This window comes from Streptomyces sp. NBC_00425, from assembly GCF_036030735.1.
In the GTDB taxonomy this organism is placed as follows: Bacteria; Actinomycetota; Actinomycetes; order Streptomycetales; family Streptomycetaceae; genus Streptomyces.
In genome coordinates this window covers 4,330,900-4,353,671 of the sequence record NZ_CP107928.1, presented here as the reverse complement: position 1 = coordinate 4,353,671, position 22,772 = coordinate 4,330,900, and the positions used below count along the sequence as shown (strand labels likewise).

23 protein-coding genes are annotated in these 22,772 nt (G+C 72.3%); 17 read left to right on the top strand and 6 right to left on the bottom strand.

Annotated elements, in window-relative coordinates; genetic code table 11:
* From resB to OHS82_RS18570, 4 genes are all read left to right on the top strand, one after another.
* Positions 1-1,731, top strand: coding sequence for a cytochrome c biogenesis protein ResB (gene resB, locus OHS82_RS18585; RefSeq protein WP_057583638.1), 1,731 nt, complete (start codon positions 1-3; stop codon positions 1,729-1,731).
* Entirely contained in the window at positions 1,728-2,867 is a 1,140-nt protein-coding gene (ccsB, locus tag OHS82_RS18580) for a c-type cytochrome biogenesis protein CcsB (protein ID WP_057583639.1), read from the top strand. Before resB ends, ccsB begins: the two co-directional genes overlap by 4 nt.
* A 76-nt stretch (positions 2,868-2,943) precedes the next feature.
* Positions 2,944-3,633 (top strand): RNA polymerase sigma factor, encoded by a 690-nt coding sequence (locus OHS82_RS18575; RefSeq protein ID WP_443041881.1) that lies wholly within the window; start codon positions 2,944-2,946, stop codon positions 3,631-3,633.
* The gene (locus OHS82_RS18570) at positions 3,582-3,917 is read left to right on the top strand and encodes a hypothetical protein (RefSeq protein WP_057583640.1); all 336 of its coding nucleotides are present in this window, start codon (positions 3,582-3,584) and stop codon (positions 3,915-3,917) included. The genes OHS82_RS18575 and OHS82_RS18570 overlap by 52 nt, the downstream gene beginning before the upstream one ends.
* Here the strand turns inward: OHS82_RS18570 and OHS82_RS18565 are convergent.
* From OHS82_RS18565 to OHS82_RS18555, 3 genes are all read right to left on the bottom strand, one after another.
* Complete coding sequence (locus tag OHS82_RS18565) at positions 3,904-5,466, bottom strand: ABC transporter substrate-binding protein (protein ID WP_057583641.1); 1,563 nt, start codon at positions 5,464-5,466, stop codon at positions 3,904-3,906. The two genes, OHS82_RS18570 and OHS82_RS18565, sit on opposite strands and share 14 nt — an antisense overlap.
* Positions 5,466-7,670: a hypothetical protein gene (locus tag OHS82_RS18560; protein ID WP_328434170.1), complete on the bottom strand. Its 2,205-nt coding sequence runs from the start codon at positions 7,668-7,670 to the stop codon at positions 5,466-5,468. Before OHS82_RS18560 ends, OHS82_RS18565 begins: the two co-directional genes overlap by 1 nt.
* Before the next feature lie 132 nt (positions 7,671-7,802).
* Positions 7,803-8,477, bottom strand: coding sequence for a hypothetical protein (locus OHS82_RS18555; protein WP_328434169.1), 675 nt, complete (start codon positions 8,475-8,477; stop codon positions 7,803-7,805).
* 199 nt (positions 8,478-8,676) lie between these two features.
* Here OHS82_RS18555 and OHS82_RS18550 point away from each other — a divergent pair, with 199 nt between their 5' ends.
* The 4 genes from OHS82_RS18550 (at position 8,677) to OHS82_RS18535 (ending at position 10,700) form a co-directional block, all read left to right on the top strand.
* Positions 8,677-9,429, top strand: coding sequence for a MerR family transcriptional regulator (locus OHS82_RS18550; RefSeq protein WP_328434168.1), 753 nt, complete (start codon positions 8,677-8,679; stop codon positions 9,427-9,429).
* Positions 9,430-9,515: 86 nt separating this feature from the next.
* Positions 9,516-9,977: a nucleoside deaminase gene (locus tag OHS82_RS18545; protein WP_057583645.1), complete on the top strand. Its 462-nt coding sequence runs from the start codon at positions 9,516-9,518 to the stop codon at positions 9,975-9,977.
* Positions 9,978-10,071: 94 nt separating this feature from the next.
* On the top strand, positions 10,072-10,287 hold the full coding sequence (locus OHS82_RS18540; RefSeq protein WP_057583646.1) for a type II toxin-antitoxin system VapB family antitoxin: 216 nt from the start codon (positions 10,072-10,074) through the stop codon (positions 10,285-10,287).
* The gene (locus OHS82_RS18535; RefSeq protein ID WP_328434167.1) at positions 10,284-10,700 is read left to right on the top strand and encodes a PIN domain nuclease; all 417 of its coding nucleotides are present in this window, start codon (positions 10,284-10,286) and stop codon (positions 10,698-10,700) included. The genes OHS82_RS18540 and OHS82_RS18535 overlap by 4 nt, the downstream gene beginning before the upstream one ends.
* Before the next feature lie 15 nt (positions 10,701-10,715).
* Here the strand turns inward: OHS82_RS18535 and OHS82_RS18530 are convergent, their stop codons facing one another.
* Positions 10,716-11,111, bottom strand: coding sequence for a PLD nuclease N-terminal domain-containing protein (locus tag OHS82_RS18530; protein ID WP_057583647.1), 396 nt, complete (start codon positions 11,109-11,111; stop codon positions 10,716-10,718).
* Between the two features lie 87 nt (positions 11,112-11,198).
* On the opposite strand from OHS82_RS18530, the gene OHS82_RS18525 reads away from it, so the two are divergent.
* The 8 genes from OHS82_RS18525 to OHS82_RS18490 all read left to right on the top strand — a co-directional run bounded on the left by OHS82_RS18525 (position 11,199) and on the right by OHS82_RS18490 (position 17,898).
* On the top strand, positions 11,199-12,656 hold the full coding sequence (locus OHS82_RS18525; RefSeq protein WP_328434166.1) for a menaquinone biosynthesis decarboxylase: 1,458 nt from the start codon (positions 11,199-11,201) through the stop codon (positions 12,654-12,656).
* Positions 12,653-13,558 (top strand): menaquinone biosynthesis prenyltransferase MqnP, encoded by a 906-nt coding sequence (gene mqnP / locus OHS82_RS18520; RefSeq protein WP_057583649.1) that lies wholly within the window; start codon positions 12,653-12,655, stop codon positions 13,556-13,558. Before OHS82_RS18525 ends, mqnP begins: the two co-directional genes overlap by 4 nt.
* A 66-nt stretch (positions 13,559-13,624) precedes the next feature.
* The gene (locus OHS82_RS18515; protein WP_057583650.1) at positions 13,625-14,287 is read left to right on the top strand and encodes a UbiX family flavin prenyltransferase; all 663 of its coding nucleotides are present in this window, start codon (positions 13,625-13,627) and stop codon (positions 14,285-14,287) included.
* 84 nt (positions 14,288-14,371) lie between these two features.
* Positions 14,372-14,827, top strand: a complete 456-nt coding sequence (locus tag OHS82_RS18510) for an Lrp/AsnC family transcriptional regulator (RefSeq protein ID WP_057583651.1) — start codon at positions 14,372-14,374, stop codon at positions 14,825-14,827.
* Between the two features lie 150 nt (positions 14,828-14,977).
* On the top strand, positions 14,978-16,141 hold the full coding sequence (gene mqnE / locus OHS82_RS18505) for an aminofutalosine synthase MqnE (protein WP_107442524.1): 1,164 nt from the start codon (positions 14,978-14,980) through the stop codon (positions 16,139-16,141).
* A 107-nt stretch (positions 16,142-16,248) separates the two neighbouring features.
* Entirely contained in the window at positions 16,249-16,773 is a 525-nt protein-coding gene (locus OHS82_RS18500; protein ID WP_057584972.1) for a GNAT family N-acetyltransferase, read from the top strand.
* 93 nt (positions 16,774-16,866) lie between these two features.
* Complete coding sequence (locus OHS82_RS18495; protein ID WP_057584974.1) at positions 16,867-17,178, top strand: DUF4229 domain-containing protein; 312 nt, start codon at positions 16,867-16,869, stop codon at positions 17,176-17,178.
* Between the two features lie 39 nt (positions 17,179-17,217).
* Positions 17,218-17,898, top strand: a complete 681-nt coding sequence (locus tag OHS82_RS18490) for a TetR/AcrR family transcriptional regulator (protein WP_057584976.1) — start codon at positions 17,218-17,220, stop codon at positions 17,896-17,898.
* A 1,014-nt stretch (positions 17,899-18,912) separates the two neighbouring features.
* Here the strand turns inward: OHS82_RS18490 and OHS82_RS18485 are convergent.
* Together OHS82_RS18485 and OHS82_RS18480 are read right to left on the bottom strand one after the other, a co-directional pair.
* Positions 18,913-19,812: a MaoC/PaaZ C-terminal domain-containing protein gene (locus tag OHS82_RS18485; RefSeq protein ID WP_057584978.1), complete on the bottom strand. Its 900-nt coding sequence runs from the start codon at positions 19,810-19,812 to the stop codon at positions 18,913-18,915.
* Positions 19,812-21,149 (bottom strand): 3-oxoacyl-ACP reductase, encoded by a 1,338-nt coding sequence (locus OHS82_RS18480; protein WP_057584993.1) that lies wholly within the window; start codon positions 21,147-21,149, stop codon positions 19,812-19,814. Before OHS82_RS18480 ends, OHS82_RS18485 begins: the two co-directional genes overlap by 1 nt.
* Positions 21,150-21,237: 88 nt before the next feature.
* On the opposite strand from OHS82_RS18480, the gene OHS82_RS18475 reads away from it, so the two are divergent.
* Positions 21,238-22,584 carry an acetyl-CoA C-acetyltransferase gene (locus tag OHS82_RS18475; protein WP_057584980.1) on the top strand — a complete coding sequence of 449 codons (1,347 nt, stop codon included), beginning with the start codon at positions 21,238-21,240 and terminating at the stop codon, positions 22,582-22,584.
* The last annotated feature ends 188 nt before the right edge of the window (positions 22,585-22,772 follow it).

Below are 22,772 nucleotides of genomic sequence, written 5' to 3'. Positions count from 1 at the left end.
ATGAGCAAGAGCACGGTCAACGCCGGCCCCGGTGAGACTCCGGCCGCCTCCGAGGAGCAGGATCTCGGCGCCGCCGGCTCCCAGCTGTCGACCGCGCCCGCGGACTCGCTCGCCAACATGCCCGGCCTGGGCGTCGTCGGCTGGGCCCGCTGGTTCTGGCGTCAGCTCACCTCCATGCGGGTCGCGCTGCTGCTTCTGCTGCTGCTCGCGCTCGGGGCGATCCCCGGCTCGCTGATCCCGCAGTCCGGCAACGACGAGACGAAGGTCGCCGAATTCCGCCGGGCCCACGGGAGCCTCGCGGTCGTCTACGACCGGCTCGGCCTCTTCCACGTCTACAGCTCGGTGTGGTTCTCCGCGATCTACCTCCTGCTGTTCATCTCCCTCGTCGGCTGCATCGTGCCCCGCACCTGGCAGTTCGTGGGCCAGCTGCGCGGCCGCCCGCCGGGGGCGCCGAGGACGCTGACCCGGCTGCCGGCCTACACGACCTGGCAGACGCGGGCCGAGCCGGAGCAGGTGCGCGAGGCCGCGCTGGCACTGCTGAGGAAGCGCCGCTTCCGCGCCCACGCGACAGGGGACGCCGTCGCCGCGGAGAAGGGCTATCTGCGCGAGGTCGGCAACCTCGCCTTCCACATCGCCCTCATCGTGATGCTGGTCGCCTTCGCCTGGGGCCAGCTGTTCAAGTCCGAGGGCAACAAACTCCTCGTCGAGGGCAGCGGAGGCTTCTCCAACACCCTCATCTCCTACGACGACTTCAAGTCCGGCAACCTCTTCGACACCGACGACCTGAACCCGTTCAGCTTCGCCCTGGACAAGTTCACCGGCACCTACGAGACCTCGGGCCCCAACACCGGCACCCCGCGCACCTACCAGGCCGCCCTCACCTACAGCGTGGGCGCGTACGGCAAGGACGCGAAGACCGTCGTCAAGGTCAACCACCCGCTGGAGATCGACGACTCGAAGGTCTACCTCACCGCGCACGGCTACGCCCCGGTGATCACCGTCCGCGACGGCAAGGGCAAGGTCGTCTTCCACGACGCCGTCCCGCTGCTGCCGCTCGACTCCAACGTCACCTCGTCGGGGGTGATCAAGGTCCTGGACGGCTACCGGAACGCCCGGGGCGTCAGCGAGCAGCTGGGCATCTCGGCGTTCTTCCTGCCGACGTACACGCCGGGCAGCGAGACCGCCTCCACGTTCCCCTCGCTGCGCAACCCGGTGCTGAACCTGACGCCGTACCACGGCGACCTCGGCGTCGACTCGGGCATCCCGCAGAGCGTGTACCAGCTCGACAAGGCCCACATGAAGGGGTTCAAGGACTCCAAGAACGCGCAGCTGCGCGAGAACCTCAAGCCCGGCGAGACCATGACGCTCCCAGGCGGGGCGGGCACGGTCACCTACGAGAGCACCCGGCAGTGGGCCAACTTCCAGGTCACCCAGCAGCCGGGCAGCGGCTGGGCGCTGGGCGGCGCGATCACCGCGATCTTCGGACTCGCCGCCTCCCTGTTCATCCAGCGCCGCCGGGTGTGGGTGCGTGCCGTGCGGGGGGCCGACGGGGTGACGGTCGTCGAGATGGCCGGCCTCGGCCGCAGCGAGTCCGCCAAGGTGCCCGAGGAACTCGGCGCTCTCGCCGGAACCCTGTACGACCAGGCCCCCGGGGCGCCCGACGCCGCGGACGACTCACCCGAATCCACCGACCCCCATGTCGTACCCGCCGAAAAAGGGGCTGAGCAGTGACTCTCGCCGCCGCGACCGAGTTGGCCGCCGCCACCAACGAACATCTCGCGAGCATCAGCAACACGCTGATCTACTCCTCGATGGCCGTCTACACCCTGGCCTTCTTCGCGTACATCGCCGAATGGCTCCTCGGCAGCCGCAGCAAGGTCGGCCGCACCGCCGCCGCGCTCACCGCCCAGCAGGGCGGGAAGGCCACGGCGAAGGGGCCGGCCGTCACCGTGACGCAGGGCGGCTCCACCGCCGTCCTGGAGCGGCCGCAGGTCGTGGTGCGTTCCGCGGCCGGCGCGCGTGACGTGCCCGACGGGCCGGGCGCGCACGGCGGTGACGAGCAGGGCGACATGTACGGCCGGATCGCCATCTCCCTCACCGTGCTCGCCTTCCTGGTCGAGGTGGGCGGCGTGGTCGCCCGTGCGGCCTCGGTGCAGCGGGCGCCGTGGGGCAACATGTACGAGTTCAACATCACCTTCTCCACGGTGGCCGTCGGCGTGTACCTCGCCCTGCTCGCGCTGAAGAAGAACGTGCGCTGGCTCGGCCTGTTCCTGATCACCACGGTCCTGCTGGACCTGGGCCTCGCGGTGACGGTCCTCTACACCGCGAGCGACCAGCTGGTCCCGGCGCTGCACTCCTACTGGCTTTACATCCACGTCTCCACCGCGATCTTCTGCGGCGCGGTGTTCTACGTCGGCGCGGTCGCCACGATCCTGTACCTGTTCAAGGACGCCTACGAGAACAAGCTGGCGAACGGCGGAACGCCCGGCAGGTTCGCGAACTCGGTCCTGGACCGGCTCCCCGCCTCCGCCTCCCTCGACAAGTTCGCCTACCGCGTGAACGCCGCCGTCTTCCCCCTGTGGACGTTCACGATCATCGCGGGCGCGATCTGGGCCGGCGACGCGTGGGGCCGCTACTGGGGCTGGGACCCCAAGGAGACCTGGTCGTTCATCACCTGGGTCGCCTACGCCTGCTACCTGCACGCCCGCGCCACCGCCGGCTGGAAGGGCCGCAAGGCCGCCTACCTGGCGCTCCTCGCCTTCGGCTGCTGGCTGTTCAACTACTACGGCGTCAACATCTTCATCTCCGGCAAGCACTCCTACGCCGAGGTGAAGTCCCTGGGCGCACTGACCGGCATCACCTTCTGAGACGGCGCGGCGAAGGCCGGTTCCCGTGACCTGGGTCACGGGAACCGGCCTTCGCCGTACGGACAGGTAGAGGGGCGTGGATACGAATGCGAGTACTCCGAGTGCTCGGCGAACGCTGAGGAAACGCATCCGCGCGGGGGACCACGACGCCTTCGGCGAGCTCTTCGACGCCTACGCCCGTGCCGTCTACAACCACGCCTACCGGCTCACGGGGGAGTGGACGACCGCCGAGGAGGTCGTCTCGCTGACCTTCCTGGACGCCTGGCGGCTGCGCGAGAAGCTCGACGTGGACGGCGGCTCGTTGCGCCCGTGGCTGCTGGGCATCGCCACCAACGTCATGCGCAACACCCGCCGCGCGGCCCGCAGGCACGCGGCGGCCGTCGCCCGGCTCCCACGTGGGGAGGAGCCGGGCGACTTCGCCGACGAGGTCGAGGGGCGGATGGACGCCGCCGCCCGACTGGCCCTGGTGCGGGTCGCGCTCGCGAAGCTGCGGCGACCGGAGCGGGAGGTGCTGGCGCTGTGCGTGTGGGGCGGCCTGGACTACGCGGCGGCGGAGGCCCTGGGGGTGCCGCGCTGGCCGCCGCGCGCACGGACGGGCACGGCACCGTCCGCGGCGACCAGTTCGTGTACGTCGAGAACAAGACCCTCGCGGGCGGAGCCGCCGAGGCCGGGTCGTGCGGCGCGGCCTCGCAACGGGAGGAGAGCTGGGTGTCCGTGGACGGCAGCCGACAGGGCCTGCGCCGCTTCCCCGGTCGCCGCGATCTGACCGTCCCCGTCACGCGGCCGGGAGACCCCGACTACGACATCTTCCCGGGCTACGACCACATGAAGTCCCTGCCCACCGAGCCGGACGCGATGTACGACTGGCTGCGGAAGGTCGCGCCGGGACGGGTTTCCTACATCTTCTCGAAGGCGAAGAGCTTTCCGAGGGAGAACCTTGTCGAGCTCGAGAAGGATCAAGCGGTGTTCCAGCTCGTGGGGGGCATGTTCGAGGAAGCGAGCCGGGCGTCCTGCCCCGGCCGCCCGTCCGGCCGTCCTATCCGCCCTTGACGGGGGGCAGGCACTCCTTTCCCGGGGGCCTGCCCTCCGGCCAGGCGAGCCGTAAGAAGCGGGAGCCGCCGTCGGCGTGCAGCTCGACGATCGGGACGGCCTTGTCGTACGGGTTGCCGTGCACGTCCAGGCAGATCCAGCCGCTCGCCCCGTTCACCCGCAGCGAGCCCTTGACCTGCGGCCACTGCAGGCCGACGTCCGCGAGGGGCGGAGCCGTCCCGCCCTCCGGGGTGGCCTCGCGGATGCCGTGGACGGCCAGCGTCATCGCGTCGTAGCCGATGATCAGCTGACCGTCCTCCAGGGCGACCTCGCCGATCGGGCCGACCGGCGCTCGGGCGCTGCGGGCGAGGAGGTCGGTGAGGGCCTTCGCGTCCGCGGCGGAGCCGCCCGGCCCCGCGGGGGACGTCGTCCAGGCGTCCGGGTGGGCGAGGGCGGTGTACCGGACCGACAGGTTGTGGGTGAGGGCGGTGCGGTCCAGCTTCTTGTCGCCGGACAGGTACGAGCCCTCGTCGCCGGTCAGCACGGTGAACCTCCGGTCCTGGCAGCCGCGGGTGCCCAGCGCGTTGACGAACTGCCGCAGCTGGGTGTGCCGCCCGGCGAACAGGATCGTGTCCGTGCCCGCCGAGGTGTCGCACACCAGATGCGTGATCTGCCGGAAGGTGTTCGCGGTGGTGCCCTCCTGCGTCCGGTCGGCGGGCGGGGTGAAGGGCTGCGGCTCGTAGGGCGAGCCCTTGAGCAGCGCGGCGAACGACGTCTGCAGCGTGCGCGTGTACGGGTCGCCGGGCTTGTCGTACACCAGCAGCGCCCGTGCGGCGTCGACCTTGGCGAACGAGGCCAGGGCGCGCGCCTCGTCGGTGTTGGTGGGGGCCACCCGGGCCAGTCCGGGGAAGGGGTCCCTGCCGTTCTGCCCGTTGGCGAGGTCGTCGGCGGTGATGGACGCGCCGACCACCGGGATGCCCCGCCGGGTCAGCTCCGCCACCGCCTTCTTGTTGGCTTCGGTGCTCTGGCCGACCCCGGCCACCGCCCTCAGCCGGTCCTCGCCCCGCGCCATCCGCTCCAGCCGGTCGACCATCGTCTCCCAGTGGGCGCTGGTCGCGCCGGGGTTGGCGAGCACCAGACGGATCGCCGGGGCCTGCCCGTTGGAGGTGTGGTTGGCCTGCCACTGCGCCAGGTACGCCCCCTGCACCTCGTGCTGGATGTCGCTGAGCGTCGAGGGGGTGGTGGCGGTGTACGGCAGCATCAGGGCGACCGTGACGTATCCGCCCGCCTTCAGGCGGCTGTTCTCCCGGTCGATCGCCTTCACCGCGTCACGCAGTTGGGGGTGCCCGAAGTCGAACGCGTCCGTGGCCACGCCCACGCACTCGTCGCTGCCGGGCGGACGGGCCACCCCCGGCGCGCACGCCCGATGTTCCGCGGTGACCGCCCGCACGGCGAAGACCAGCCCGGTCACCACGGCGGCCGTGAGCAGGAGCGCCAGATAGCGGTGGAGCCGGATCTCCCAGATCTCCCGAAGCCACCGCACCAGCGGGCTTCTGACTCCGTCCGCCATCACGCCTCCCCGTCCCCGTCGCCGCCGTCGCCGTCCCCGTCGTCCGGTCCGTTGCCGCCACCGCCGTTTCCGTCGCCGTCCGTGTCGCCGTCCTCCTCCGGAATCCGCAGCGGGCGGCCGGCGAGGGCGTCGCGGGGCCACGCGCGGGATGCCGCGAACAGCAGCGCGCCCCCTGCGGGCCGCAGATCGGACAGCTGGCGCAGCTCGAACTCCAGCCGCTCGCACACCCGTTGATCCGGCAGCACCAGTGGGTCGGACACCTGCCAGACCGCGTGCAGCAGCCGCCGTACCCGCAGATGAAGGGCCCGGTCGGCACCCTCGGGCGGCTCCTCTCCGGCGTCGGTGCGGCCCAGCGCGACCGCCGAGCGCCGGTCCTCGTGCCCGTCCGCGTCCCGTCCCTGCGTGTCGTGCGCGTGGAAGTAGGGCGCGGTGCCCAGCAGCCGGAGCGTCAGCAGCCAGGCGCGGGTGGCGAGGACCGGGAACGTGTCCCGCAGGTGGGCGACCGCGTCGGCGGTGTCCCCGAGGGCGAGCCGGTGGTACAGGCGGAAGGCGTCCACGCCGGGACTCGGGGTCCGGAAGCCGAGGCCCGTCGCGAAGTGGGCGATCATCGTCTCGTGCGTCTCGCGCCACCCGGTGTGGTCGGCCTGCCGATGGTGCAGCCGGAGCAGCAGCAGGGTGCGCAGGAACGGGTCGCCGACGAAGTGCCCGGTCTCGTCCGGGATCCCCTCCTCGGCCAGCCGGATCCGCAGCGCCCGCACGCCCGACGAGCCGAAGTCCTCGGGGAGCCGGGCCTGTGCCAGGGCTGTGGCGGAGGCATGGCCGTGGGCCGCCGCGAGGACCGTCAGCTCCTCGAGCCGGTCGGCGGGGACCAGCCGGGCAAGCAGCTCGGCGTAGACGGGCCGGCCCTCGTCGGCCTGCCCCTCCTCCGGCCCGATCCTCGCGGTGAGCAGCCGTCCCAGCGACGCCGCCTGCTCCGGGTGCTGCCGGGCGGCGGTCGCGAGCAGCGCGATGCCGAGCGGGTTGCCGCCGGTGAGCCGGTGGGTGGCGTGCGGAAACCGGGGCGGCGGTTCGACGTCGTCGCAGACCGCGCCGACCATGTGCAGGGTGTCGTCGGGGGAGAGCGGCGGCAGCGGCACCACCAGCGCCCGCGAGGACGGCGTGCCGCCCGGCTCCCAGTCCGTGGTCCGGGCGACCTGCGGCAGGGTGCGGCGTACGGCGTCGCCGAGCGCCGGGTGGTCCGGGCCGCGCACCGTCGCCACCCACACCACCTGGTCGGCGACCCCGTCCGCCCGGTCCCGCAGGACGGCGTCCAGCAGGCCCGGCCCCGGACCGCCGCCCGCGTTGTCCAGCAGCACCAGCGGCCGGCCGAGACGGGTCAGATGCGAACCGAGCCCCGAGTACGCCTCGGCCAGGTCGGCGAGCAGCGCCCGTACCAGCCAGCGCTCGGCGTGCTCGCGCGAGGTGCCGCCCGCCCGGAAGTTCCCGGCGAGCAGCAGCAGACCGCGCTTGGCGTTGCCGCCCGCGTTCGGATAGCTGCGGTACCAGGTGGCCGGCTTCTGCTCCTTGCGGTGCGTGACCCCCTCGGACAGCGCCTCCAGGGTGGCCTCGACGGTCGCCGCGACGAACGGGCCCCCGCCGCTCGCCGCCGCGATCACCTTCGACGCCACCTTCGCCGCCCACCGCCCGGCCAGGGTGAACCGCGAGGCCCGTTCGTTCAGCAGCAGGATGCGCACCAGTTCCCGCCGGATGCGGTCGGAGTCGGTCCGTCCGCTCCAGTCGCTGGCCCGTACGGCGACCAGCCCGGCCGTCAGTCGCGGGAACGTGAGCTGCCCGGCCGCCCGCACCGGCTCCGTCAGCTGCTCGGCGACCACCAGCAGCGCCTGCCACGCCGGTGACCAGGACTCGGGGCTCTCCTCGTGCGGCGGGCGGGCGAACTGCTCGTCCTCGCAGTCGATCAACGCGACCGGCGTGCGCCTGCGGGCCTCGCCCCGGCGGGTGCGGCCCGTGTAGGCGTCCCACAGCTCGGCCAGCACCGCGCTCTTGCCCAGTCCCCGGCCGCCCGCCAGCACCAACAGCGGTGGCCCGCCCGGATGTTCGAGTTTCTCCGCGTGCAGCTCGTAGGGACGGATCCCGACCAGCCGCGCCACGAGACCGGGCGGATCGACGTCGAACAGCGCGCCCCGCCCGTACAACCGTCTGTGCACCGTACCTCCCCCAGGGCCGGTCCCCAACGCAAGGGTAAGGAGAGGGAGTTGATATCCGCCAGATCGCGTGGTGTCCCTCGGGCCACGAAAGGGCGCTCACGCGGCGGCGGTACCGGACTCAGGTGCCGCCGGTCACCAGTCCACTTCGGCGGTGGTCTTCCCCGAGCCGAGGACCTGCACACGGCCGTGGTCGCCGTACACGGCGAGCCGCCAGCGGGCGAAGACCCGCGCGGTGCGGTCGACGCCCGCCTGCTCCCACACGCCGTAGTCGACGTTGACGACGGCCACTCTGCGGTCGGTGCCCGCGGGCACGCGGACATGCACGCCCGTCACGTGGGCTGCGACGGCGGCGTCCTCCTTCGGGAGGCCCGCCCCGAGGTAGGAGCGGAACTCGCGGAGCATCGGGAACCAGCGGTGCGGACCCTCCGTCGGCACCCTCTTGTTGTCTGCCGTCATGTCGCCCGCGAAACGGCCGTCGCCCTGGTCGTCGGACGTGGTGTCCGGGAGCGCGCCCTGGTCGTCGGAGGTCGTGTCCGGCAGGGTGCCCTGGTCGTCGGAGGTGGTGTCCGGGAGTGCGCCCTGGTCGTCGGTCGTGGTGTCGGGGCCGGAGCCCTGGTCGTCGGAGGTGGTGTCGGGGAGGTTCTCCCCGCCGTCGTCGCTCGTCTCGTCCCCCGCGGACGATCCCCCTCCGGACTGGGAGCCCGCCGCATGCGTCCCCGCGCGTTCCGTGCCGCAGGCGGTCAGCGGCAGGCAGCAGCAGGCGAGCAGCGCGGCGATGGCCGCGTACCGAGTCGTCACGATCTTCATCCGATGTCCCCCTTTGCACGGTGAGAGAGGTCCGCACGGCCCGGGGTTGCCTCGACCGGGCCGCGGATCCGCGGCGGGGCCGGTTCCGGTCATCCGGTGGCCCGCCCCGCCCCGTCCCGGACCGGCCGCGGCCCGCCTGCGGAACACGTACGGTGTCACCTCCTCACGTCGTCACCTCCTCGCCCGGGAGCCGTTCAGGATGACCCATCGCCGGCTGCGCACCGTCGACCTCGCCCGGCTCGCGGGGCTCTCCACGCAGCAGATCCGCAACTACGAGGAGGCGGGGGTGCTGCCCGCGGCGGAGCGCACCGAGTCCGGCTACCGCGTCTTCGGGGCCGCGCACCGGCAGGCGCTGCTGGCGTACCGGGCGCTGGTGAAGGGATACGGGCCGGTGGCGGCGGCCCGGATCATGCGGACCGTCCACGAGGGGGACGTCCCGGCGGCGCTCGCCCTCGTCGACGAGGCGCACGCCGAACTGCACCGGGAGCGCACCGCCCTGCGCGCGACCGGAGAGGCCCTGGAGGCGTTGACCCGGGAGGTGCCGGCCCGGGAAGCACCCGAACCCGCCGGTGCCTCGGAACCCGCCGCCGCCGGTGCCGCCGCGTCCCGCGGACTGCGGATCGGGGAGGTGGCCCGGCGGCTCGGGGTGCGGACGTCGACGCTGCGGGTGTGGGAGGCGGCCGGGCTGGTCACACCGCCCCGCGAGCGCGGGACCGGGTACCGGCTCTACGGGCCCGCCGAGGTGCGGGACGCGCGGATCGTGCACAGCCTGCGCCGCGGTCACCACCTGTTCGCACAGATCCGGCCCGTGCTCGAGGAGTTGCGCAGGGAGGGCGGCAGCGAGACGGCGCTGCGGTCCGCGCTCGCGGCCCGCGGGGAGACCCTGACGGCCCGCAGCCGCGCGATGCTGGCGGGAGCGGGCCGTCTGCACGACTACCTGGACGTCGGCTAGTCCCGGTCACGCCCCGGGGGGGACCGGGTGTCCCGAACGAGTGGCGCGGCGTTGCCCCCGGACGTCGGCCGCAGCAGCATGAGCACATGGATCACCTTCTGGATCGCCCGACGGCCCGGACCTGGCTGGCCACCGCCGTCGCCGAGGCCCGGGCCGGTCTCGCCGAGGGCGGCATCCCCGTCGGCGCGGCCCTGTACGGCACGGACGGCACGCTCCTCGGCCGCGGCCACAACCGCCGCGTCCAGGACGACGACCCCTCCGTGCACGCCGAGACGGCCGCCTTCCGCGCGGCGGGCCGGCAGCGGTCGTACCGCGGCACGACGATGGTCACGACCCTCTCCCCGTGCTGGTACTGCTCCGGTCTGGTCCGCCAGTTCGGCATCTCCCGGGTGGTGGTCGGAGAGGCGACGACTTTCCTGGGCGGTCACGACTGGCTGGCGGAGCACGGTGTGGAGATCGTGCTGGTGGACGACGCCGAGTGCGTCGCGATGATGCGCGACTTCATCGCCCGGAACCCGGCCCTGTGGAACGAGGACATCGGTGAGTGACCCCGGGCAGCGGCGCGCGGTCGGCTTCTGATATCACCGTCCGTTATTTTTGATATCATGGCTGGTCTGCGGGCGTCTGAACCGAGGAGGACACATGGCGCGGACGGTCATCGACATAGACGACGAAATGCTTGCTGAGGCAGCTGAGATCTTCGGGACAACGACCAAGGTCGCCACGGTCAACGCCGCTCTGGAGGATGCGGTCAAGCGCAGGAAGCGTGAGTCTTTCCTGGGCTGGCTCGCGGAGGGCGGGCTGCCTGATCTGACCGGCCCGGTCCACACCTCGGGCGAGCCGCATCAGGCCGCATGACCGAGCGCTTTCTCATCGACAAGTCGGCGCTCGCCCGCTACCCGAAGCCTGCGGTGCGCGCTGTGATCGACGCGCTGCACAACGCGGGCCTGCTGGCGGTGTGCGGCGCTGTCGAACTGGAGATCCTGCACAGTGCCCGTTCCAAGGCGGACGCGGAGCGGATCCGCGACGAGATGCGGGGTTTCGACTGGCTGCCCACCCCCGACGAAGCGTGGGACCGTGCGCTGGAAGTGCAGACGCAGCTCATCGCGGTGGGAAACTGGAGGGCGCTTTCCGTCTCGGACCTGGTCATCGCGGCGACCGCAGAGCGCAGTGGGGCGACGGTCCTCCACTACGACGGTGACTACGACATGATCGCGAACGTGACCGGTCAGCCGACGCGCTGGGTGGTCCCGGCGGGGACGGCGGACTGACCGAGCCCGTCCGGCTCAGCCGTCCTTGGGCTCCTCGCCCGACTCGCGGCGCTTGAGTTCGTCCTCGCGGCGGCGCAGGTCGGCCTCCCAGTCCTTGAGGAGCTCCTCGTCCTTCTTGTTCTCCTTCTTCAGGGACTTGAGGAACTCGGGGTTGTCGTCCGGCGCGACGAACTCCGTGCGCTGGTTGCGGTGCCACTGCGACGGCGTGGAGCCGCCCGCCGGCGCGTGCCGCGTCTTTCCGGCCACCAGCCAGGCGATCGGGCCCACGAGCACCTCGCCGAAGAGCAGGATGATGATCACCCAGATCACCTTCGGCAGCCCGCGCACCTCCTCCTCGGGGGTGTTCAGGCAGTCGATGAAGGCGTAGATCCACAGTGCCAGGACCAGCAGGAACGGCAGATACCTGAGCATGGTGGCAGGTTCCTTCAACAGAGGGTGGCGGAGCTGGGGCGGCCCCGGTGACGGGGTCAGGGTAGCGGGTGGCCGATACTGGGACACATGGCTTACGACGATCTTCGTTCCCTGCTCAGGGCACTGGAACGCGAAGGCGACCTCAAGCGCGTCAAGGCCGAGGTCGATCCGTATCTGGAGGTCGGGGAGATCGTCGACCGGGTCCAGAAGTCCGGCGGCCCCGCGTTGCTCTTCGAGAACGTGAAGGGGTCGAGCATGCCCCTCGCGATGAACGTGTTCGGCACCGACCGGCGGCTGCTGAAGGCCCTCGGGCTGAAGTCGTACGCGGACATCAGCGACAAGATCGGCGGGCTGCTGCGGCCCGAGCTGCCGCAGGGCTTCGTGGGCGTGCGCGAGGCGTTCGGCAAGCTCGGCGCGATGACGCACGTGCCGCCGAGGAAGGTGAAGCCGCAGGACGCGCCCGTCCAGGAGGTCGTCCTGCACGGCGACGACGTCGACCTCGACGCACTGCCCGCCCTCTTCACCTGGCCGCAGGACGGCGGCTCCTTCTTCAATCTGGGCCTGACCCACACCAAGGACCCCGAGAGCGGCATCCGCAACCTCGGCCTGTACCGCCTGCAGCGCCACGACAAGCGCACGATCGGCATGCACTGGCAGATCCACAAGGACAGCCGCAACCACTACCAGGTGGCCGCCCGCAAGGGCGAGAGGCTTCCCGTCGCGATCGCCTTCGGCTGCCCGCCCGCCGTGACCTACGCCTCCACCGCCCCGCTCCCCGGCGACATCGACGAGTACCTCTTCGCCGGCTTCATCGCGGGCAAGCGGATCGAGATGGTCGACTGCAAGACCGTGCCGCTGCAGGTGCCGGCGCAGGCGGAGGTCGTGATCGAGGGCTGGCTGGAGCCGGGCGAGATGCTCCCGGAGGGCCCCTTCGGCGACCACACCGGCTTCTACACGCCGCAGGAGCCGTTCCCCGCCCTGAGGATCGACTGCGTGACGATGCGGAAGCGGCCGCTGCTGCAGTCGATCGTGGTGGGCAGGCCGCCGACGGAGGACGGCCCGCTCGGCCGTGCCACGGAACGGTTCTTCCTGCCCCTGCTGAAGATCATCGTCCCGGACATCGTGGACTACCACCTGCCCGAGGCCGGCGGCTTCCACAACTGCGCGATCGTCTCGATCGACAAGAAGTACCCCAAGCACGCGCAGAAGGTCATGCACGCGGTCTGGGGCGCGCACATGATGTCGCTGACCAAGCTGATCGTGGTCGTCGACGCCGACTGCGACGTCCACGACCTGCACGAGGTCGCCTGGCGGGCGCTCGGCAACACCGACTACGCCCGCGACCTGTCGATCGTCGAAGGCCCCGTCGACCACCTCGACCACGCCTCCTACCAGCAGTTCTGGGGCGGCAAGGCGGGCATCGACGCCACGCGGAAGTGGCCCGAGGAGGGGTACACGCGCGACGGCGGCTGGCCCGAGATGGTCCTGTCCGACCCGGAGACGGCGGCCAAGGTCGACCGCCGCTGGAAGGAGTACGGCCTGTGAGCTCCGCTTCAGCAGCGCTCCCGCAGCAGCCGGGGCGCACCAAGGCCTTTCTGCGTCTGGTGATGATCGAGCACTCCGTGTTCGCGCTGCCCTTCGCCTACATCGCCGCGCTGACGGCGATGTACGAGCTGGACGGCAACATCCACTGGGGCAGGCTGCTGCTGGTCACCGTGTGCATGGTGGGCCTGCGCACCTTCGCCATGGCCGTCAACCGGATCATCGACCGCGAGATCGACGCCCGTAACCCGCGCACCGCGCAGCGCGAGCTGGTGACGGGCGCGATGTCGGTGAAGCACGCGTGGACCGGCGCGCTGATCGCCGTCGCCGTCTTCCTCGGCTCGGCGGCCATGCTGAACCCGCTCTGCCTGGCCCTCGCCCCCATCGCCGTCGTCCCGATGGTCGTCTACCCCTACGGCAAGCGGTTCACGAACTTCCCGCAGGCCATCCTGGGTCTGGCGCAGGCGATGGGGCCGATCGGCGGCTGGCTGGCGATCACCGGCGAGTGGTCCTGGGACGCGGTCGTCCTCGGTCTCGCCGTCGGCGTCTGGATCGGCGGCTTCGACCTGATCTACGCCTGCCAGGACGTCGAGACCGACCGGGAGACCGGTGTCATGTCCGTCCCGGCCCGCTTCGGCATCCCGGCGGCGATCAAGGGCGCGCGCGTCTGCCACGCCGTGACGACCGCGCTGCTCGTCTGGTACGCGCTGGCCACCGGCGCCGGCGCGTTCTTCTGGCTGGGGCTGCTGATCGTCGCGGGCGCGTTCGTGTACGAGCACTCGATCGTCCGCCCGCACGACCTGTCCCGGCTGAACAGGGCGTTCTTCTCGACGAACGGGTTCATCGGCATCAGCCTGTTCGTCTGTGCGCTCGCCGACCTGATGGTGCGTGGGCTCACGGTGTAGTCCGGTCCTGAAGACCTCCACGCCCACCGGTACGCTCGAGGTGTGAACGCAGGAGAAACGCAGCGCGTGCCTTGGATCGTGGGGGTGTCCGGGGCGTCCGGTACGCCCTATGCCGCCGCTGTGCTGCGTGCGCTGCTCGCCGGGGGCGAGAGCGTGGATCTGGTGGTCAGCAGGGCCTCGCGGCTCACCCTGCTCGACGAGACCGGGATCTCCTTCCGGGACGCGCACTGGCGGGACGACCTGCGGGAATGGCTCGCGCGCGGGGCCGACGGCAAACCGGACGCGTTCGACGTGGACGTCAGCGGCGACCGGGTGCGGCACTGGGGCGCGGGGGATCTCGCGGCCGGCCCCTCCTCGGGGTCGTATCCCGTCAGGGGGATGCTGATCGTCCCGGCCTCGACGGCCTGCGTCGCCGGGGTCGCCCTCGGGTTGTCGAAGGACCTGCTCCAGCGGACCGCGAGCGTCACGCTCAAGGAGCGGCGGCCGCTCGTCGTCGCCGTGCGCGAGACCCCGCTGAACGGGCAGACACTGCGTCATCTGGTGGCGCTGGACGACGCCGGCGCGAGCGTCGTGCCCGCCTCGCCCGCCTTCTACGCGGGGGCCACCCACATCCAGGACCTGGTCGACTTCGTCGCCGGGCGCGTACTCGACGCGGCGGGGGTCGCGCACGGGCTCTACCGCCGGTGGGACGGCGATCTGGGCGGCGCGGCCGGAACCCGGGCCTCATGAGCGTCGTCTGAGCAAGTCGCAGTACCGCTCATCTCTTCAGCTCTTCAGCTCTTCAGGAATCTTGATCGGAAGGCTTCGATTCGCATGGACGCGGTGGACAGGCAGCTCATCCAGGCCCTCCGGGAGAACGGCCGGGCCTCGTACGCGGAGCTGGGACGCCTCGTCGGCCTGTCGGGACCCAGTGTCACCGACCGCATCAACCGGCTGGAGGCGGCCGGCGTCATCACCGGCTATCGCGCCACGGTGAACGCCGCCCAGCTGGGCCTCGGTGTCATCGCCCTCATCGGCATCTCGCTGTCCGACGCCGCCGACCACGAGGACGTGGCGGCCCGGCTCAAGGACCTGAGCGAGATCGAGGACTGCTGGTTCATCGCCGGCGACGACTCGTTCATGCTCAAGGTGCGGGCCACGGACGTCGACGGTCTGGAGAAGATCATCCGTCGGCTCAGCGGGACCAAGGGCGTGTCCCGGACCCGTACCACCATCGTGCTCTCCACGAAGTGGGAGAACCGCGTCGGGGAGCTGCCCGAAGAGGTGTAGCGGCGAAGACGTACGGTGGGTCGGGCCGGCACGGAGCTGGGCCGGCGGGGAAGTCGGCCGACCGGGAAGCCGGTCGGCGGGACAGCCGGCGGGAAGCCGTCGGCAGTCGTCGATAGGTCGTCGGGTAGGTCGTCGGTGAAAGGTGTGGGCATGGACGTCGGGCTCAAGCGCGAGCTGGAGGAGAAGGTCAGGGCCGGTGAGCGGCTGACCCGTGAGGACGGCGTCGCGCTGTACGAGTCGGACGACCTGGCGTGGCTGGGCGGACTGGCGCACGAGGTGCGGACCCGCAAGAACGGCGACGTCGTGCACTTCAACGTCAACCGCCACCTCAACATGACCAACGTGTGCACGGCCTCCTGCGCCTACTGCTCCTTCCAGCGCAAGCCGGGTGAGAAGGACGCGTACACGATGCGCATCGAGGAGGCGGTGAAGCTCGCCAAGGCGATGGAGGGCGAGAACCTCACCGAGCTGCACATCGTCAACGGCCTGCACCCGAACCTGCCGTGGCGCTACTACCCGCGCTCGCTGCGCGAGCTGAAGGCCGCTCTCCCGAACGTCTCGCTCAAGGCGTTCACGGCGACGGAGATCCACCACTTCGAGACGATCAGCGGGCTCACCGCCTCGGAGATCCTGGACGAGCTGATCGACGCGGGCCTGGAGTCGCTGACCGGCGGCGGCGCGGAGATCTTCGACTGGGAGGTCCGGCAGCACATCGTCGACCACCGCACCCACTGGGAGGACTGGTCGCGCATCCACCGGCTGGCGCACGAGAAGGGCCTCAAGACGCCGGCCACCATGCTGTACGGCCACATCGAGGAGCCCCGCCACCGCGTCGACCACGTCCTGCGGCTGCGCGAGCTTCAGGACGAGACGAACGGCTTCCAGGTCTTCATCCCGCTGCGCTACCAGCACGACTTCGTCGACATGAAGGACGGCAAGGTCCGCAACCGGCTCCAGGCCCGGACCACGATGGCCACGGGCGCGGAGGCGCTGAAGACGTTCGCGGTCTCGCGGCTGCTCTTCGACAACGTCCCGCACGTGAAGGTCTTCTGGGTGATGCACGGCGTCCAGACCGCGCAGCTCGCGCTCCAGCACGGCGCGGACGACATGGACGGATCGGTCGTCGAGTACAAGATCACGCACGACGCCGACAACTACGGCACGCCGAACAAGCTGACCCGCGAGGACCTGCTGGACCTCATCCGCGACGCCGGGTTCCGCCCCGTGGAGCGCAACACCCGCTACGAGATCATCCGCGAGTACGACGGCCCCGACCCGGCACTGCGCGAGTCGCCGCAGCCCATGCGGGTGTGACCCACCGGCCCGGCCGCGGTGGCCGGGGTCCGGGGGCCGCGGTCCGGGGCCGGTCCGGGATTCGGAAGGGACGGCGCGACGCGTGCCGTAAGGGTTACGATCCTGCTGTGTCCCTTACTTTCACCCTCGATCCCGCTGTCACCCCGGCCCTGCGCGACGGCGTCCTCGACCTGTGGACGGACGTCTCCAACGCGGGCGGCGCGGTCGGGTTCGTCGCGCCCGTGTCACGTGACGAGATCCGGCCGGATCTGGTCCGGCACCTCGCTGCCATCGCCGAGGGCCGCAACCGGCTGCTCGTCGGTCAGGACGCGTCGGGTCAGGTTGCGGCGACCGCGTTCTTCGCCTTCAACAGCCATCGCCTCCAGACCCATTGGGTGATGCTGTACACGGTGATGGTGCACCCCCGTCACCAGGGCAAGGGGTACGGTCGCGACCTGCTGGCCGCCGCCGCGGACGCGGCCCGCGGCTTCGACGGCGTCGAGGCGATCCGGCTCGGCTGCCGCGGCGGACTCGGCCTGGAGCGGTTCTACGGCTCCTGCGGCTACAAGGAGGTCGGCCGGGTGCCCGGTGCGATCCGGGTCGCGCCGGGCGACGACCGCGACGACATCACCATGCTGCTGCCGCTGACATGACGCCCGGGGGCCGGTCCACCCCGCTGCAAGATCGGTTGCCGGGCGTGCTTCACTGGACGGCGGCCCCCTTTGGAATCGGAAGTCTGGATTGAGATGCTCCGCTACACGCTGATGCGCCTCGGTGTCTTCGCGGGCTGCCTCCTGGCCGTCTGGGGACTCGTCTACTCGGGCGTCGTCCCGCGCGGCCTCGGTGACTCCAACGGCATGTGGATCGTCCTGCTGGCCCTGGTGATCTCCGCGCCGATCAGTTTCGTCGTGCTGCGCAAGGAGCGCGACCGCGCCTCGGTGACCGTCGTCGAGCGAGTGGACCGTATGAAGGCCAACCTCGACGCCAACCGGGCCCAGGAGGACGAGGCGGTCGACTCGGCCCACGCCCGGGGCCGGGCACAGGAGCAGGCGTCCTGAACGGAGCTGCCGACCGCGGGGCCCAACTAGTCTTGCCTCATGGGTGCCGTGAAGACCAAGCGGATGCCGCGTGCGGTCCGTGAGCAGCAGATGCTGGACGCCGCCGTGGAGACCTTCGGCCGCCGCGGCTACATGGCCGCGTCGATGGACGAGATCGCGGAGCTCGCGGGCGTGTCCAAGCCGTTGGTGTACCTGTACCTGAACTCCAAGGAAGACCTGTTCACCGCCTGCATCCGGCGGGAGGCCAAGGCCCTCGTCGAGGCGGTGCGCACCGGCGTCCGCACCGATCTGCCCGCCGACCGCCAGCTCTGGGACGGGCTGCGGGCGTTCTTCGCGCACACCGGACGGCATCCGCACGCCTGGTCCGTCCTGCACCTCCAGGCCCGCACGCACGGCGAGCCCTTCGCCGGCGAGGTCGCGGCGATGCGCAAGGAGATCGTCGCGTTCGTGACGCAGCTGATCGCGATAGCGGCCCGGGAAGCCCTCCCCCACCCTCGGCTGCGCTCGGGCGGGGGGACCCCCACCGACCCCGACCTGCCCGAACGCGAGGTCGCCGGGCTCGCCGAGGCCCTGGTCGGGGCCGCCGAGTCGCTCGCCGCCTGGGCCAACACCGACGACGCCGTCTCCTCGCACCAGGCGGCGGCCACCCTGATGAACTTCGCCTGGGCGGGCCTCGGCAACCTCATGAACGGCCGCCCCTGGTCCCCACCGGCCGCCTGACCGTCAGCCGCCTGAACCGCCGAGCTGCCGCCGACCCGCCGTCGCCGAGCAGCCGGGCCGCCGCCGAGGTGTCGCTGAAGGAGCCGGCCGCGGACCCCGGCCAGCGGAAAGCCCCCGTCGCCGAGCCCGCACCGCCGAGCCGCCACGGCGGACTCCGCACGGCGGAGTTCGCGCCGGCGAGTCGGCACCGGCGAGTCCGCACGGCGGAGCCCGCACCGGCGAGTCCGCACCGCCGAGCCGGCACCGGCGAGTCGGCACCGGCGAGTCCGCACGGCGGAGCCCGCACCGGCGAGTCCGCACCGCCGAGTCGGCACCGGCGAGTCCGCACCGCCGAGCCGCCATGGCGGACTCCGCACGGCGGAGTTCGCGCCGGCGAGTCGGCACCGGCGAGTCCGCACGGCGGAGCCCGCACCGGCGAGTCCGCACCGCCGAGCCGGCACCGGCGGGTCCCCACGGCCGAGTCCGCGCGGCCGAGCCGGCACGGCGGATTCCGCACGGCGGAGTTCGCGCCGACGAGTCGGCACCGGCGAGCCCGCACGGCGGAGCCCGCACCGGCGAGTCCGCACCGCCGAGCCGGCACCGGCGGGTCCCCACGGCCGAGTCCGCGCGGCGGAGCCGGCACCGCCGAGTCCGCGCGGCCGAGCCGGCACGGCGGATTCCGCACGGCGGAGTTCGCGCCGGCGAGCCGGCACCGGCGAGTCCGCACGGCCGAGTCGGCACCGGCGAGTCCGCACGGCCGAGTCGGCACCGGCGAGTCGGCACGGCGGAGTGCGCACCGGCGAACTCGCGCCGGAGGGTCCTCGCCGTCACGGTCGTCTCCGCTCTGCCCGGCGGCGGGGCCGTGGTCCTGCGGTGGCACGGTGGCTTCGCCGGCCCTGTCGCAGGCTTCGGCCCCAGGCGTCCTCCCCGCTGTTCCCGCTCCCCGGGCTCCCCCCGCCGTCACGATCGGCCTCGGCGGACGTCCGGCCGGGTGGGCTCACCCGGGGCCTGGGGCCCGGAGCCCGGGGCGGCTGCTCACGGTGTGTGCGCGGGGCCCGTGCGCGGGAGCGGGTCGGGCAGGGGATCCACGCGTCCCGTCACATGGATCCGGGCCGGGTCTCCCGTGCCGCACAGGGCGAACCGGGCGCCGTCCGAGGCGAACGACACCGTGCCGGGGAGCAGGACAGGGGCCCGGAAGTCGGCCCGGACCCGTGCCTGCTGCGGGACGCCGTGGGCGGCGAGGCAGCGGGCGACGGTCCACATGCCGTGCGCGATGGCCCGGGGGAAGCCGAAGAGCCGGGCGGTGAGCGGGTGGAGGTGGATGGGGTTGCGGTCGCCGGAGGCGGCGCCGTAGCGCCGGCCGACGTCGGCGGCGAGCCGCCACTCGTCGAGCACCGGCGGCGCGCAGGGCTCCGGCTCCCCGGCGGCGGGCGCGGCCTCGGTGGCGTGCCGGGCGAGGTATCTGCTCGTCGACTCCCACACGGTCTCGCCGTCCTGCCGCAGCTCGGTGACCACGACGGCCTCCGTCCCGCGCCGGTGCGGTGCCAACTCCTCGACGTACACCGAGAGTTCGTAGGTCCCGGCGGACGCGAGCGAGGTGCGGCGGGTGATCTCGATCGACGTGTGGACGAGGCCGAGCAGCGGGAGCGGGAAGTCCCGGCCGCTCATGACCTTCATGGCCAGCGGGAAGCCCAGGACGTGCGGGTAGGTGAGCGGCAGCGAGTCCTCGCCGGTCGGGAAGCCGCAGACGCGCTCGTAGGCGGCGAGCCGGGTCGGGTCCACGCGCAGGCCGGGCAGCACGAGGCGGTCCCCGGCGCCGGAGAAGGAGACTCCCGGGCGGGGGTGCTTGAAGGGGGAGCGCAGCGCGCCGCGGGCGAACAGCGGGCCGAGGGACGGAAGCGCGGTCAGGGTCGTCGGCGTGGCGGGCGTGCGCACTACGCCCCCAGCAGGCTCTGGCCGCACACCCGCACGACCTGCCCGTTGACCGCGCCGGAGGCGGGGTGCGCGAGCCACGCCGTCGTCTCGGCGACGTCGACGGGCAGCCCGCCCTGCGCCAGGGAGTTCATACGCCGGCCCGCCTCGCGGATGAACAGCGGCACCGCGGCGGTCATCCTGGTCTCGATGAAGCCGGGCGCCACCGCGTTCACCGTGACCCCGTGCTCCGCGAGCGCGTGGGGCGCCAGGGTGCGCACGAGTCCCGCGATCCCCGCCTTGCTCGCGCCGTAGTTCGTCTGGCCCGCGTTGCCCGCGAGTCCTGCGATGGAGGCGGTGGCGACGATCCGCCCGCCCGGTCGCAGCACGCCCTTGGCGAGCAGCGTGTCCGTGGTGCGCAGCACGCTGGCCAGGTTGACGTCGAGCACCGAACTCCAGCGTTCGGCAGGCATGTTGACCAGTCGTCGGTCCCGGGTGATCCCCGCGTTGTGGATCAGAGCGTCGAGCCCGCCGGGCAGTTCGGCGGCGATCCGCTCGCCCGCGTCGGCCGCCGTGATGTCGAGCGCGAGGGCGGCGCCGCCCAGCCGTTCGGCGACCCGGCGGGCGTCGTCCTCGGCCTGCGGCACGTCGAGGACGACGACCCGGGCGCCGTCCCCGGCCAGCCGCTCGGCGACGGCCGCGCCGATCCCCCGGGCGCCGCCGGTGACGAGCGCGGTGCGGCCGGCGAGGGGGAGCGACCAGTCGTCGGGGTCTTCGGAGCCGGGGGCGCCGGCGGCGCCCACGCCGATCACCTGCCCGCTGACGTAGGCCGACTTGGGGGAGAGGAGGAAGCGCAGCGTGGACTCGGCGGCCTGTGCGTCGGTCAGCCGGACCAGGTTGACGGTCCTGCCGCGTCCGACCTCCTTGCCGAGGGAGCGCACGAACCCTTCCAGGGCCTGCTGTACGGCTGCCTGGCAGTGGTCGTCGGGGTCGAGGGGCGCGCCGAGGACGACGATCCGGCCGCTCGCGGCGACCGACCGCACCACCGGGTGCAGGGCGGCGTGCACCTCGGCGAGGGCGTCGACGTCCCGGACGCCGGTCGCGTCGAGGACGACGGCGGCGGGGCCGGGGACGTCGGCTGCGCCGGCGCCCTCGCCGTCGTGGAGCGGCAGGCCGGCGCGGGCCAGTACCGGCGCGAGTCCGAGTGTGGACCTCCCGGCCGTAAGGTGGATCAAGGAGCCGGTGAGGGAGGGGCGTTCGGCTGACCAGCGCAGCAGCGCCGCCGGTTGCGGCAGACCGAGCCTGCGGGTGAGGAAGCGGCCCGGTGCGGTGGCGGTGAAGCTCAGATAGCGGTCGGCCATGTTCTCTCCCACGGGCTCGGCGCACATGCTTACTCTGGAGTAAGGTTACCTGGGGTAAGTCTAGGTCAAGGGTGAGGAGCAGGTCGAGATGAGTCCCTCGGAGCCGTCACGGCTGAAGCTGGTGGAGCCCTCGCTCCGGAGTCCTTCCGAGCCCCCGCGCGCCCGCCGCGTCGCGATCGTCGGCGGCTCGCGCATCCCCTTCGCCCGCTCTGACGGCCCCTACGCCACCGCCTCCAACCAGGAGATGCTGACGGCGGCGGTGAACGGGCTGGTGAGCCGGTACGCCCTCGACGTCCCCGGCGTGGTGGGCGAGGTGGTCGCCGGAGCCGTCCTCAAGCACAGCCGTGACTTCAACCTGGCCCGTGAGACCGTCCTCGGCTCGAAGCTCGACCCCCGCACCCCCGCCTACGACATCCAACAGGCCTGCGGCACCGGCCTGCAGGCCGTGATCGCCGCCGCCAACAAGATCGCCCTCGGCCAGACCGACTCGGCGATCGCGGGCGGCGCGGACACCGCGAGCGACGCGCCGCTGGGCGTCAACGACCGACTGCGGCGCATCCTCCTGGAGGCCCGCCGGGCGAAGACGACCGGAGCCCGCCTCAAGGCGCTCGCACAGATCCGCCCCTCCCATCTGATCCCCGAGATCCCGCGCAACGCCGAACCGCGCACCGGTCTGTCCATGGGCGAGCACGCCGCGGTCACCGCCCGCGTCTGGGGCGTCGAGCGGGAGGCCCAGGACGTGCTGGCGGCCGCCAGTCACCAGCGCCTCGCCGCCGCCTACGAGCGCGGCTTCTTCGACGACCTCGTCGTCCCGTTCCACGACCTGGCCCGCGACCAGAACCTGCGGCCGGACTCCACCGTCGAGAAACTGGCCCGGCTGAAGCCGGTGTTCGGCGTCGACGGCCCCGAACCCACCATGACGGCAGGCAACTCGACGCCGCTGACGGACGGCGCCGCGGTCGTCCTCCTCGCCTCCGAGGAGTGGGCCGAGGCCCGCGGTCTGGAGCCGCTCGCCTACCTGACGGCCTACGAGACGGCGGCCGTGGACTTCGTGCGCGGCGACGCGGCCGACGGCGGAAACGGGACCGGCGACGGCCTGCTGATGGCTCCCGCGTACGCCGTCCCGCGGATGCTGGAACGGGCCGGCCTCGGCATGGAGGACTTCGACCTGGTGGAGGTCCACGAGGCCTTCGCCTCCCAGGTGCTGGCGACGCTGGCGGCCTGGGAGAAGCAGGGCCTCGCCCCGGTCGACCGGGACCGGCTGAACGTCGCCGGCTCCTCGCTCGCCACCGGCCATCCCTTCGCGGCGACCGGCGCCCGCATCGTCGCGACGCTCGCCAAGCTGCTCACCGAGCAGCACGGACCCTCGCGCGGTCTGATCTCCGTCTGCGCGGCGGGCGGTCAGGGTGTGACGGCGATCCTGGAGCGGGCGTGACCGGCGCAGCCGAGAGGCGGCGGCGGGGCGGAGAGCGGAGCCGGGGCGGAGAGTGCAGCCGGGGCGGAGAGTGCAGCCGGGGCCGAGAGCGGCGCCGGGCGGAGAGCGGAGCCGCAGTGAACGACAGGACGCGAGTGAACGGCGAGCTCGGCTGAAGCCGCGACAAACCTGAAGATCCCTCACATAAC